The organism is Burkholderia sp. Bp9004, from assembly GCF_003858025.1.
Classification (GTDB): domain Bacteria; phylum Pseudomonadota; class Gammaproteobacteria; order Burkholderiales; family Burkholderiaceae; genus Burkholderia; species Burkholderia diffusa.
Window position 1 is genome coordinate 35,422 of record NZ_QTQD01000021.1, and the last position, 12,993, is coordinate 48,414.

At 66.7% G+C, this 12,993-nt stretch carries 12 protein-coding genes and 1 other RNA gene; 5 read left to right on the forward strand and 8 right to left on the reverse strand.

Annotated features, from left to right (window positions below):
• Positions 1–8 precede the first annotated feature (8 nt).
• The 8 genes from DIE08_RS22040 to ffs form a co-directional block, all read right to left on the reverse strand.
• The gene (locus tag DIE08_RS22040) at positions 9–890 is read right to left on the reverse strand and encodes a peptidoglycan DD-metalloendopeptidase family protein (protein WP_124903557.1); all 882 of its coding nucleotides are present in this window, start codon (positions 888–890) and stop codon (positions 9–11) included.
• Positions 891–895: 5 nt separating this feature from the next.
• Entirely contained in the window at positions 896–1,825 is a 930-nt protein-coding gene (locus tag DIE08_RS22045) for a protein-L-isoaspartate(D-aspartate) O-methyltransferase (protein ID WP_124903559.1), read from the reverse strand.
• Entirely contained in the window at positions 1,822–2,583 is a 762-nt protein-coding gene (gene surE, locus DIE08_RS22050; RefSeq protein ID WP_059604358.1) for a 5'/3'-nucleotidase SurE, read from the reverse strand. Before surE ends, DIE08_RS22045 begins: the two co-directional genes overlap by 4 nt.
• Positions 2,584–2,805: 222 nt before the next feature.
• On the reverse strand, positions 2,806–4,011 hold the full coding sequence (locus DIE08_RS22055; protein ID WP_124903561.1) for a CaiB/BaiF CoA-transferase family protein: 1,206 nt from the start codon (positions 4,009–4,011) through the stop codon (positions 2,806–2,808).
• 48 nt (positions 4,012–4,059) lie between these two features.
• Positions 4,060–4,656, reverse strand: a complete 597-nt coding sequence (recR, locus tag DIE08_RS22060; RefSeq protein ID WP_014896897.1) for a recombination mediator RecR — start codon at positions 4,654–4,656, stop codon at positions 4,060–4,062.
• A gap of 49 nt (positions 4,657–4,705) precedes the next feature.
• Entirely contained in the window at positions 4,706–5,032 is a 327-nt protein-coding gene (locus DIE08_RS22065) for a YbaB/EbfC family nucleoid-associated protein (protein WP_006755698.1), read from the reverse strand.
• A 94-nt stretch (positions 5,033–5,126) separates the two neighbouring features.
• Positions 5,127–7,463, reverse strand: coding sequence for a DNA polymerase III subunit gamma/tau (gene dnaX / locus DIE08_RS22070; RefSeq protein ID WP_124903563.1), 2,337 nt, complete (start codon positions 7,461–7,463; stop codon positions 5,127–5,129).
• Between the two features lie 127 nt (positions 7,464–7,590).
• Positions 7,591–7,689, reverse strand: an RNA gene (ffs, locus tag DIE08_RS22075) — signal recognition particle sRNA small type.
• A gap of 414 nt (positions 7,690–8,103) precedes the next feature.
• Between ffs and trxA the strand changes: the two genes are divergently transcribed.
• The 5 genes from trxA (at position 8,104) to DIE08_RS22100 (ending at position 12,940) form a co-directional block, all read left to right on the forward strand.
• The gene (gene trxA / locus DIE08_RS22080; RefSeq protein WP_006402348.1) at positions 8,104–8,430 is read left to right on the forward strand and encodes a thioredoxin TrxA; all 327 of its coding nucleotides are present in this window, start codon (positions 8,104–8,106) and stop codon (positions 8,428–8,430) included.
• 192 nt (positions 8,431–8,622) lie between these two features.
• A complete protein-coding gene (gene rho, locus DIE08_RS22085; protein WP_006478662.1) occupies positions 8,623–9,885 on the forward strand; it encodes a transcription termination factor Rho in 1,263 nt (420 codons plus the stop codon).
• A 132-nt stretch (positions 9,886–10,017) separates the two neighbouring features.
• On the forward strand, positions 10,018–10,518 hold the full coding sequence (locus tag DIE08_RS22090) for a MerR family transcriptional regulator (protein WP_124903565.1): 501 nt from the start codon (positions 10,018–10,020) through the stop codon (positions 10,516–10,518).
• Positions 10,515–12,071, forward strand: a complete 1,557-nt coding sequence (locus DIE08_RS22095) for an MFS transporter (RefSeq protein ID WP_124903567.1) — start codon at positions 10,515–10,517, stop codon at positions 12,069–12,071. Before DIE08_RS22090 ends, DIE08_RS22095 begins: the two co-directional genes overlap by 4 nt.
• 38 nt (positions 12,072–12,109) lie before the next feature.
• The gene (locus DIE08_RS22100; RefSeq protein WP_124622634.1) at positions 12,110–12,940 is read left to right on the forward strand and encodes a zinc-dependent peptidase; all 831 of its coding nucleotides are present in this window, start codon (positions 12,110–12,112) and stop codon (positions 12,938–12,940) included.
• The last annotated feature ends 53 nt before the right edge of the window (positions 12,941–12,993 follow it).

A 12,993-nucleotide genomic window follows, 5' to 3' on the forward strand; every position in this document is an offset into this window, starting at 1 on the left:
CGTCTCGGTTATTGAGGCGGCAAATACTTCAGCGGATCGACAGGTTTACCCTGCCGGCGAACCTCGAAATGCAGCATCACGCGGTCGGCATCGCTGTTACCCATCTCGGCGATCTTTTGCCCCTTCGTTACCGCGTCCCCCTCTTTTACCATCAAAGCGCGATTGTGTGCATACGCCGTGAGGTAAGTTGCATCGTGTTTGATGATAATGAGATTGCCGTAGCCACGCAGGCCGTTGCCCGAGTAGACGACGCGGCCGTCGGCCGCCGCCTTCACGGCCTCGCCGGACGTGCCGCCGATATTGACGCCCTTGTTCTTCGCGTCGTCGAAACCGTTCAGCACCGGGCCGCGCACGGGCCATGCGAACGTCACGGGGCCGCTCGGCGCCGCGGCCGTATCGCTCGATGCGGCGGCAGCCGGCGGCGTGACCGCGGACGACGAGCCTGCGGCCGGCGTCGCGGGACCGCTGCTGAGCGGTGCGGTCGCGACGGCGGCGCCTGCGATCGGCGCGGCAGCCGGCGAGCCTGCAACCGCGGCACCGCCCGGCGGCGCGACGCGCAGCAGTTGGTCGACTTCGATCTGGTTCGGGTTCGCCAGGTTGTTCCACGCGGCAATGTCGCGATAGTTCTGTCCGTTTTCGAGCGCGATCCGGTACAGCGTGTCGCCCGGTTTCACACGGTAGAAGCCGGGCGGCGGCGGGCCGAGCGGCACCGCCGGCTGGGCGGCGGTGGTCGTGCCGAGCGTTCCGGAGCGGTCGACGACGGGCGCGTTGTCGAGCCGCGTCGCACAGGCGGCCAGTAGCGTGGAGAACGCAGCCACACAGATCGCGCGCTGGGCGAACGTGAGCGGTTCCCTGGTTCGGTTGTTTTGCATCGCGCGCAACATACTCATCGGTTTCAAATCACTCCGGATTTTAAAGGGACAAAGAAAACGCGATCAAGCCGCGACTCCCGCCATTGCGCGTGCGCGACGCGCTCGACAAGCGTGAGCACCTGAGGCTGCCCGCTCTGCGCGCCGACCGGCGCGACGAGCCGCCCGCCGATCGCGAGTTGCTCGAGCAGCGCCTGTGGCACGTCGAGCCCCGCCGCAGCGATCACGATCGCGTCGAACGGGCCCGCGGACGGCAGACCGACACGCCCGTCGCCGTAATGCAGACGGATGTTCGGCACGCGCAGCGGCCGCAGGTTCAGCTTTGCGCGCTCGTAGAGCGGCTTGATGCGTTCAATCGAATACACGTCGCGTGCCACGTGACTCAGCACCGCGGCCTGGTAGCCGCAACCGGTGCCGATCTCGAGGACGCGCTCGAGCGTGCGGCCGGCCATCGCGAGCTCGATCATGCGCGCGACGACCGACGGCTTTGAAATCGTTTGCTGGTGACCGATCGGCAGCGCAGCATCCTCATAGGCCTGCGTCGCGAGCCCCGGATCCACGAACATGTGACGCGGCACCGCGGCCATCGCATCCAGCACGCGCGCGTCGGTCACGCCGTTCGCGCGCAGGCGTTCGACCATGCGCTCGCGCACACGTTCCGACGTCAGCGCGAACGCACCGGCCGGCGCGACGCTCGGGGCAGCTGGCTTAGGCATCGCCGGCTTCAGCGCGGTCGGTTTCGGCGCGGTCGCCGGCTTCGCGCCGGTCGTGCCGGGCACCGGGCGGGCGACGCCCGCCTTCACCGCCACCGGCTTCAGCACGGCGGTGGACTTGTCGACGGCCTTCGGCACCACGCCCGCCGCATGGCGTTCGCCGGCCCGGCCTTCCGATTTGCGTGGCGCTCGCTTGAGATCTTCGAGCGCGAGCGGAAACCGCTTCGCGCGCTCGCCGCTCATGAAGCCCGCCCTCCTGCGCGCACCCATTCGCGCGTTGCGGGCAGCATTTGCGTATGCGTGAGATCCAGCTGCAGCGGGGTGATCGATACGAAACCGTTTGCGACAGCGTGGAAATCGGTGCCTTCGCTCGCGTCCAGCGCAGCACCCGCGGCACCGATCCAGTAGACCGGCTCGCCGCGCGGGTCGGTCTGGCGAATCACCGGCTGGGACGGGTGACGCTTGCCGAGGCGCGTGACCTGCCAGCCTTTCAGTTCCCCATACGGCAGATTCGGGATATTGACGTTCAGCAGCGGCTGACCGGGCAGCGGATGCGCGAGATAGTGTTCGACGATTTCCGCGGCGACGCGCGCCGCGTCCGTCAGATGCGCCCAGCCCTTCTCGGCCAGCGAAAACGCGATGGCCGGCACGCCGAACATGATGCCTTCGGTGGCGGCCGCAACGGTCCCTGAATAGAGCGTGTCTTCGCCCATGTTCTGGCCGTTGTTGATCCCGGACACGACGAGGTCGGGCCTCGCGTCGGCCATCCCCGTCAACGCGACGTGCACCGAATCGGTCGGCGTGCCATTCACGTAGAAGAAACCCGTATTCGTCGCGCGCTGCACCGACAGCGGCCGCGACAGCGTGAGGGAATTCGATGCGCCGCTGCAGTTCTGCTCGGGCGCGATCACCGTGAGGTCGGCCAGCGGCTGCAGCGCGTCGCTGAGCGCGGCGAGACCGGGGGCGAGATAGCCGTCGTCGTTGCTGAGTAGGATTCGCATCCGGCGATTGTAACCGAGGAAAGATGGCGCGAGAGCGACAGTCAGGCGACTGCGGACGGGCTGCATGCACGACGCGTGCGCGGTGCGCCGCCGCATTGCACGGCGGCGTTCCGCGGGCGCGAGACAACGTTGTGCCGCCCGGCGTTTCCCGCCCCAAAGCGTGCCCCTCGGGAGAGGCTGCCCTCGCGGAAGCCCGACGCGAAGCGCCCGGCCCTAGGGCACTCAGATCGCGCCGGCCTCGCGCAGCGCGGCGATCGCCTGTGCGTCGTAGCCGAGGCCACGCAGTACCTCGTCCGTATGCTCGCCGAGTTCGGGCCCGAGCCAGCGCGTTTCGCCCGGCGTGCCGGACAACTTCGGCGTGATGTTCGGCAGCGGAATGTCGGTGCCGTCGGCCAGTTTGAAGCGCTGGATCATCTGCCGCGCGACGAACTGCGGATCGGTGAACATGTCGGCGGCGCTGTAGATGCGCCCGGCGGGCACGTCGGCCGCGTTGAGCACGGCGAGCGCCTCGTCGATCGTACGCGGCGCGAGCCACGCGGCGATCGCATCGTCGATCTCCTGCGTGCGCGGCACGCGGCCGTCGTTCCGCGCAAGCGCCGGATCGTCGGCGAGATCGTCGCGCTCGATCGCCTTCATCAGCCGCTTGAAGATCGGGTCGCTGTTGCCGCCGATCACGATGCTGCCGTCGCGGCACGCGTAGGTGTTCGACGGCACGATGCCCGGCAACGACGCGCCGGTGCGCTCGCGCACCATCCCGTACACGCCGTACTCGGGCACCACGCTTTCCATCATGTTGAACACCGCTTCATACAGCGCGACGTCGACCACCTGCCCCGCGCCGCCGTTCACCTTGCGGTGGTGAAGTGCCATCAGCCCGCCGATCACGCCGTGCAGCGCGGCGATCGAGTCGCCGATCGAGATGCCGATGCGCGGCGGCGGCAGGTCAGGATAGCCGGTGATGTGGCGCAACCCGCCCATCGATTCGGCGATCGCGCCGAAGCCCGGCCGGTCGCGGTACGGGCCCGTCTGCCCGTAGCCGGACAGGCGCACCATCACGAGACCGGGGTTGTCGGCCGACAGCACGTCGTAGCCGAGCCCGAGCTTCTCGAGCAGGCCCGGGCGAAAGTTTTCGATCACGATGTCGGCCTCGCGCGCGAGCTGCCGCGCGATCGCCTTGCCGGCATCGGATTTCAGGTTGAGGGTGACCGATTTCTTGTTGCGGGCCTGGACCGACCACCACAGCGACGTACCGCCCTGCTCCGGATGCAGCTTGCGCCACTTGCGCAGCGGGTCGCCGCCGTTCGGATCCTCGATCTTGATCACTTCCGCGCCGAATTCGCCGAAGAGGCGCGACGCGAACGGCCCCGCGATCAGCGTCCCGAATTCGAGCACTTTGACGCCCGCGAGGGGGCCCTGACTGGCGCTCATGTGTCTCCCTGACATGAGGAACGGCGCCGCCGGCCGGCGGCGCCCGGCTTACATCGTGCGGCGGTCGAGCATCGCGCGGGCGATCGTGCCCGCGTCGACGTATTCAAGCTCGCCGCCCACCGGCACGCCACGCGCGAGGCGCGTGACCGCGAGCCCGCGCGCCTTCAGCGTCTGGCCGAGGTAGTGCGCGGTGGCCTCGCCCTCGTTCGTGAAGTTGGTCGCAAGCACGACCTCCTTGACGATCCCGTCGGACGCGCGCCGCACGAGGCGGTCGAAATGGATTTCCTTCGGGCCGATTCCGTCGAGCGGGCTCAGCCGCCCCATCAGCACGAAATACAGCCCGCGATACGTCATCGTCTGCTCGAGCATGATCTGGTCGGCCGGTGTCTCGACGACGCACAGCAACGTCGGATCACGCTCCTCGTCGCTGCACACCTCGCAGATCTGCGCTTCCGTGAACGTATTGCACTTCTCGCAGTGCTGCAGGTGCTCGGTCGCGAACAGCAGCGACCGGCCGAGCCGCTCCGCGCCCTCCCGATCGTGCTGCATCAGGTGGTACGCCATGCGCTGCGCGGATTTCGGCCCGACGCCGGGCAATACGCGCAACGCTTCGACGAGGGCGGACAGGGCGGACGGCTGTTTCATACGGCGGCTGAAAGCAGAACGAACTGATCGGACTGAACGGACGCTGCGCTCAGAACGGCAGCTTGAAGCCCGGGGGCAACGGCAGGCCGGACGTCATGCCGCTCATCTTTTCCTGCGACGTCGCCTCGGCCTTGCGCACGGCATCGTTGAACGCTGCCGCGACCAGATCCTCGAGCATGTCCTTGTCGTCCGCGAGGAGGCTCGGGTCGATCGCCACGCGGCGCACTTCGTTGCGGCAGGTCATCGTCACCTTGACGAGCCCGGCACCCGACTGCCCTTCGACTTCGATCTGCGCAAGCTGCTCCTGCATCTTCTTCATGTTTTCCTGCATTTGCTGCGCTTGCTTCATCAGTCCGGCGAGGTTGCCTTTCAACATGGGAATACTCCTTCTTGATCGTGTGAAAACCGGCACGCGGCGCGCGCCGGTCAATATGTGCGGGCGTGATTGTGCCTGTCGCGGTGCGATTCGTTCAATGCAGCGTCGGGGATGTGCCGTCCGGCGCCAAATCGGCGAGCGGCCGCACCGAGCCTTCGACGATACGCGCCCCGAAGTCACGCACGAGTTGCTGGACGAACGGATCGCCATGGATGTCCTGCTCGGCCTCGCGCTGGCGTACCGCACGCGCGGCCGCATCCAGCGCCGCCGCGGTGCGCCGCGCGGGCCCGACCTCGACCTCGACCTCGACGGGCTTGCCGAGCGCGTCGGCCAGGGCGGCCTTCAGTTTCGCGACCTGGGCGGCGTCCGCATACTGCGGCACCGGCACGGACAGTTTCAACGTCGTCGCGTCGACGGCCGTCAGCTCGCTGTTGAACGCGAGCTGATACGCGACGCCCTTCAGCGGCAACCGTGCGGCCAGCGCCGGCCATTCGCCGTCGAAGCCGACCGGGTCGAGCGCGATCGCGGGCGGCAGCGGGCGCGTGTCGACCGGTGCGGACGGACGGGCCTCCGCCGCCTTCGGCGCAATGCGCACGTCATCGGGGCCGCTGTCGAACACAGGTACGAAGCCGTCGTCCGCCGCACCGCCGAACATCTCGTCGGCGCTGAGCGGCACGTATTCGTCCGGCGGAATGTCTTCCCACGGCGGCGGAGCCTGGCGCGTGTCGGCTGGCTGCGGCGCTCGTGCCGCCGCGCGCGGCGTCGGCACCTGCACGGCAGGTCGCGATACCGCCGGTTTCTCCGGGGCCGGCTGGGCCGCCGCCGGTTTCGATGCGCCGCCCGCCCGCGAACGGTCGGACGACACGCGCATGCCGGCATTGCGTAGCACGTCGAGTGCGGCAGCCGCACCGCCGCGGGCCGCCGGGCGCGCGACGGGCTCGGCCGGCACGGCACGCGGCGCCTGTTCGGCAGCCGGCGCTGGTTCGTCGTTGCGCGTGGCGGCAGCAGGCAATTCGGGTTCGTTGCGGACAGCGGGCAGCGCATCGCTCGCCGGTGCTGCCTGCGGTGCCGGGTTTGCTTCCGGCAGCGGCGCTGCGGCCGCTGCCGCAGCCGGCGTCGAAACAGGCTTCACGGCAGGCGAAGTCACCGCTTCGTCGGACCGGGCCGGCGACGGACGCGCAGCGGGCGCGACCGGAGCGGCCGCTAGCGGGCGTGCTGCGCCCGCGGCGGCTGCCTGTTCCGAAGACGGCTTGGGCGCCGCCGACGCGGCGGCTGCCACACGCGGCGCAGCCGCGGGCACGGCACGCGGCACGGCCGGCTGACCGCCCGGCGCACTGCCGGCGCCGACGGCCGGCTCGAACGCGAGCATCCGCAGCAGCGTCATCGTGAAGCCGGCGTATTCGTCCGGCGCAAGGCCGAGCTCCGCGCGTCCGACCGTCGCGATCTGATAGAACAGTTGAACCTGCTCGGGGCTCAGCGTCTCCGCGAAGCGGCGCAGGTCGGCCGCTTCCGGCCATTCGTCGAGAACCGAGCCCGGCGCGAACTGCGCCCACGCGATCCGGTGCAGCAGGCTCGCAAGGTCCTGCAGCGCGGTGGAAAAAGACAGGCTGCGCAGCGACATCTCGTCGGCGATCGCGAGAATCTCCGGGCCGTTGCCGGCCGCGAGCGCATCGAGCAGGCGCACCATGTAGGTCTGGTCGAGCGCGCCGAGCATGCCCGACACAGCCGATTCGGTCACTTCGTTCGCCGAATAGGCGATCGCCTGGTCGGTCAGCGACAGCGCATCGCGCATGCTGCCCTGCGCGGCGCGCGCGAGCAGGCGCAGCGCCTGCTGCTCGAACGAGATCCGCTCTTCGCCGAGGATCCGTTCGAGATGCGACACGATGTGCCCGGCCGGCATCTGCTTCAGGTTGAACTGCAGGCAGCGCGACAGCACCGTGACGGGAATCTTCTGCGGATCGGTCGTCGCGAGGATGAACTTGACGTGCGGCGGCGGCTCCTCGAGCGTCTTCAGCATCGCGTTGAACGCGTGATTCGTCAGCATGTGCACTTCGTCGATCATGTAGACCTTGAAGCGCGCATCGACGGGCGCGTACACCGCGCGCTCGAGCAGCGCGGCCATTTCGTCGACGCCGCGGTTGCTCGCCGCGTCCATTTCGACGTAATCGACGAAGCGGCCTTCGTCAATCTCGCGGCACGCGCGGCACACACCGCACGGCTGCGACGTGACGCCGGTTTCGCAGTTGAGTGCCTTCGCGAAGATCCGCGACAGCGTCGTCTTGCCGACGCCGCGGGTTCCGGTAAACAGATAGGCGTGATGGAGACGCCCGCCGTCGAGCGCGTGCGTGAGCGCCCTGACGACGTGCTCCTGGCCGACGAGCGAAGCGAAATCCTTCGGACGCCACTTGCGTGCGAGAACTTGATAGGTCATCGGGAAATTGTATCAGTAACGCTGCGTCGCGCCGACACGTGAAACGGTGCTGAAGACGGGCAATGCGCAGGTAGAACGGAGAATGACGCAGAAATAAAAAACGCCCGGCGAACGGGGCGAGAGGAAAGGTGACGAGCCCGACCCTCGGCACTGGCGGAAAACGATTGTGGCTGCTTCGTTCCCGACCTGACCAGGTTCACCGCCCCACCATGCGAGGAGGCCCGTCACGGCATATTCTATCACCGCTTCCGGCCGAATGCGACCGTTTGTTCGCAACAAGGCCAAAGATCGAGCAAACCGACGCGCGTGCGGGCTCTCCAATCCGGCGCGAACCCGCGGTCATATATCGTGACGCTTCGTGACTCTTGAATTTTGCGCGCCGGCCTCCACGTTCGGGACACAACGGTCAAACGGCGCGTCGTACCCCTACTCGCGTAGCGGCTACTATCGCCGCCCGCAGCAGATAGCAATTTAGGCTAATATGACGCCCGAACGACCCGCGAGCCGCGCCAAGCAGCGCTTACGCCCTTCCTTCCGGAGAGGGGAGTGACCTGCGGCAGCGGCCGGCAGCCGACAAGGCCGCCGGAGCGCCGCAACGCGCCGAGCAGGCAGTCCCCGAACCGTAAGAGGTATTGACCCAATGAGCGAACAGATCAAACACATCAGCGACGCATCGTTCGAACAGGACGTCGTCAAATCCGACAAGCCCGTGCTCGTCGACTTCTGGGCCGAATGGTGCGGCCCGTGCAAGATGATCGCCCCGATCCTCGACGAAGTCGCGAAGGATTACGGCGACAAGCTGCAGATCGCGAAGATCAACGTCGACGACAACCAGGCAACGCCTGCGAAGTTCGGCGTGCGCGGCATCCCGACGCTGATCCTGTTCAAGAACGGCGCGGCCGCCGCGCAGAAGGTCGGCGCGCTGTCGAAGTCGCAGCTCACCGCATTCCTGGACAGCCACCTGTAATACCGGCTGTTCCGCGGACGTGTTGTCAACCGACAACACGTCCGCCGTCAAGCCGCCGATCGGCCGCTCAGGCGCGAATCGGCGTATGCTAGAATCAAAAAACGTCTACAAGACGCATTAAGTCTCAGAGCGCTTCCGCTCGCCCTCCTCCCTTTTCTTTTCGTCGCATCTCCTCCCTGGCGGGTTCTCCGTATGCATTTATCCGAGCTCAAGTCTCTGCACGTGTCCGAACTGATCGAAATGGCCAATGGCCTGGAGATCGAAAACGCGAACCGCCTGCGCAAGCAGGAATTGATGTTCGCCATTCTCAAAAAGCGCGCCAAGACGGGAGAGACGATCTTCGGCGACGGCACGCTCGAAGTGCTGCCGGACGGTTTCGGCTTCCTGCGCTCGCCGGAAATGTCGTACCTCGCGAGCACCGACGACATCTATATCAGCCCGTCGCAGATCCGCCGCTTCAACCTGCACACCGGCGACACCATCGAAGGTGAAGTCCGCACGCCGAAGGACGGCGAGCGCTACTTCGCGCTGGTGAAGGTCGACAAAGTCAACGGGCAGCCGCCCGAGGCCTCGAAACACAAGATCATGTTCGAGAACCTCACGCCGCTGCACCCGAACAAGCCGCTGTCGCTCGAACGCGAAATGCGCGGCGAAGAGAACGTCACGGGCCGCATCATCGACATGATCGCGCCGATCGGCAAGGGCCAGCGCGGCCTGCTCGTCGCGTCGCCGAAGTCGGGCAAGACCGTGATGCTCCAGCACATCGCACATGCGATCAAGCAGAACCATCCCGACGTCATCCTGTTCGTGCTGCTGATCGACGAGCGCCCTGAAGAAGTGACCGAAATGCAGCGCTCGGTCGCCGGCGAAGTGATCGCTTCGACGTTCGACGAACCGGCCACGCGTCACGTGCAGGTCGCCGAAATGGTGATCGAGAAGGCCAAGCGCCTCGTCGAAATGAAGCACGACGTCGTGATCCTGCTCGACTCGATCACGCGTCTCGCACGTGCGTACAACACCGTGATCCCGGCGTCGGGCAAGGTGCTGACGGGCGGTGTCGACGCGAACGCGCTGCAGCGCCCGAAGCGCTTCTTCGGCGCGGCGCGCAACATCGAGGAAGGCGGCTCGCTGACCATCATCGGCACCGCGCTGATCGAAACCGGCAGCCGCATGGACGACGTGATCTACGAAGAGTTCAAGGGCACCGGCAACATGGAAGTGCACCTCGAGCGCCGTCTCGCGGAAAAGCGCGTCTATCCGTCGATCAACCTGAACAAGTCGGGCACGCGCCGCGAAGAAATGCTGATCAAGCCCGAGATCCTTCAAAAGATCTGGGTGCTGCGCAAGTTCATCCACGACATGGACGAAGTCGAGGCGATGGAATTCCTGCTCGACAAGATCCGCCAGACGAAGAGCAACTCCGAGTTCTTCGACCTGATGCGCCGCGGCGGCTGATCGCCCCCGCACCGCAACGAACGGCTGCCCGCGCATTTCGCCCGGCAGCCGTTTTTTCACGTCAACCTGAACGTGAACGTACAGGTTGATCTATAATCGCGCCATCGCCCCAATCGAAGCCGCGCCAATCCAATGCCGAACGACGCCTCCCCCTCGCTGCTGACCGTGAGCGACGCCGCGTCGCGGCTCGGCGTCACGCCGCGCACACTGAAGTATTACGAAGAGCGCGGGCTCGTCACGCCGTCACGCAGCGGCGGCCGCTATCGCCTCTACGACGAAGCCGATCTCGAACGCTTCGCCCGCATCCTGCGGCTGCGCGCGCTCGGCTTTTCGCTACACGGCATCACCGAGATGCTCAAGCGCCCGCTGGAAGAAACGGGCGACGGCCGGCGCCGCTATTCGGACGCGTCGCTGCGCGACATCCGCTCGGGGCTCGCCGAGCAAATCGACACGCTCGACCAGCGGATTGCGGCCGTCCAGCGCGAGCTGAAGGAAGCCGTCGCGCTGCGCACGGAACTGCAGCACGACATCGACTACATCGAACGGCGCCTCGCCGGCGAAAACCCCGACACGCTGATCGCGCAGCGGCAAGCCGAAGCCGGCACGCGGCGCTCGCGCAAGGATCGGGAATGAACGTCGCGCCGGGTCGCCCGCCGCTGTGGAGCCGTGCGAACCTGCGCGCGGACCTGTTCCCGTGGGCGCTCGCGCTCGTGACCGGCATCGACTACTTCGACAACGCGGCCTTCTCGTTCTTCGCGAGCTACATAGCGGGCGGCATCAACGCGTCGCCCGACGAGCTCGTGTGGTCGTCGAGCGCGTATGCGGTCACGGCCGTGCTCGGCATCCTGCAGCAGCAATGGTGGGTCGATCGGCTCGGCCATCGCCGCTACGTCGCCGGCTGCATGTTGATGTTCTCGTTCGGCGCGATCGCGGCCGCACTCGCCAACACGTCGCTCGAGCTCGCGTTCGCGCGCGGCTTCCAAGGTTACTTCATCGGCCCGATGATGGGTGCATGCCGGATCCTGATCCAGATCAGCTTCAAGCCGCAGGAGCGGCCGCCCGCCACGCGCGCGTTCCTGATCATGATCCTGCTCGGCAGCGCGCTTGCACCGATCGTCGGAGGGCTGCTCGTCGCGCATTTGACGTGGCGCGCGCTGTTCGCGTGCACCGCGCCCGCAGGCATCGCATTCGCGATTCTCGCGCTCCTCACGCTGCCCGATTCGGGCAAAACGCCCGACGACGAGCGCGGCTCCGGGCATTTCTGGCCGTACGTCGTGTTCGCGCTCGCGCAAGGCGCGCTGCAGATCGTGCTGCAGCAGGTGCACTACCAGCTCTACAGCGGTTCGCCAATGCTGATCCTGCTGACGATCGGGGGCCTTGGCGCGCTCGCGTGGTTCGCCTATCACCAGTGGAACCATCCGACGCCGCTCGTGCGACTGCATGCGTTTCGCGAGCGCACGTTCCAGGTCGGGTTGCTGCTGTATATGTTCTATTACTACGAGTCGACGGGCTTCAGCTACCTGACCTCCCGCCTGCTCGAAGGCGGGCTCGGCTATCCGGTCGAGAACGCCGGGCGCCTGGTCGGCACGATGTCGCTGATCTCGGCCACCGCGCTGTTCGTCTACCTGCGCCACGCGAAGCGCGTCACGCACAAGAAATGGTTCGTCGTGCCGGGGTTCGCGATCGCGATCGTCGCAGCGCGGTGGATGACGCGGATGACGCCCCAGGTCGGCGAGGCCGCGCTGATCGTCCCGCTGCTGCTGCGCGGGCTGTTGCTGCTGTTCATCGTGCTGCCGGTCGCGAACCTGACGTTCCGCATCTTCGCGATCGACGAATACACGCACGGCTACCGGCTGAAGAACATCGTGCGGCAACTGACGATCTCGTTCGCGACGTCGTCGGTGATCATCGTCGAGCAGCACCGGCTGGCCGTACATCAGACGCGGCTCGTGGAGCGCGCGAACGTGTTCGATCCGCTGTTCCAGCAAACCGTCGACGCGCTCACGCGCAGCTACGCGGCTGCCGGCCATGCGCTGAACGAGGCGCACACCCTCGCGATCGCATCGATCGCGCGAATGGTCGCGCAACAGGCGTCGTTCCTCGCGTCGCTCGACGGTTTCTATTTCCTCGCGGGCGTCGCGCTCGTCGGCGGCCTCTTCGCGGCATGGCAAAAAGAGATCGATTGAGTTAAAAGACAGGCTTTGGATTCTCCCGCGCTGCTTCCATGCTCTCGAAACTGACCCGCTGGCTCGACGACCGCCGCCGCGACCGCGCGCTGCGCAGCCATCCGATTCCCGACGAGCTGTGGCGGGACACCGTCGCGCGCCTGCCATTCCTCGACGCGCTGTCGCCCGGCGACCTGGGTCGGCTGCGCGAGCTGACGAGCCTGTTCATCGCGAAGAAATCGTTCTCGACCGCGCACGGACTCGCGCTGACCGACGAGATGATTGTCGCGATCGCCGCGCAGGCGTGCCTGCCCGTGCTGAACCTCGATTTGTCGCTGTACGACGGCTGGGTCGGCGTCGTCGTGTATCCGGGTGAATTCGTCATCCGCAAGACCGTGCAGGACGAGGACGGTGTCGTCCATGAAGTCGAGCAGGATGCGAGCGGCGAAGCGTGGGAAGGCGGCCCGGTGATCCTGTCGTGGGAAGACGCGCAGATGACGGACGGCCGCGACGCATACAACGTCGTGATCCACGAGTTCGCGCACAAGATCGACATGGTCAATGGCGAGGCCGACGGGTATCCGCCCCTTTTTCGCCGCTGGCACGCGCCGCACCTCGACGCGCAGGCGTGGGCCGACGTGTTCGAGCATGCATACGACCAGTTCTGCGCGCGCGTCGATGCGGTGCCGGATCGCGCGTGGGCGCGCTTCGAGCGCGACTCGCTGATCGATCCCTATGCGGCCGATCACCCGTCGGAGTTCTTCGCGGTGTGCAGCGAGGCGCTGTTCGTGCGACCGCGTGCGTTCGAGTCCGAATTTCCGGAGCTCTACCGGCTGCTCGCCCGCTACTATCGACAGGATCCGGCCCGGACGGGCGCCCTCGACGCGTGATGAAAATTATTCGTCAACCGTCTGATTTTCTGGCATAATCGCCGTTTTTCGAC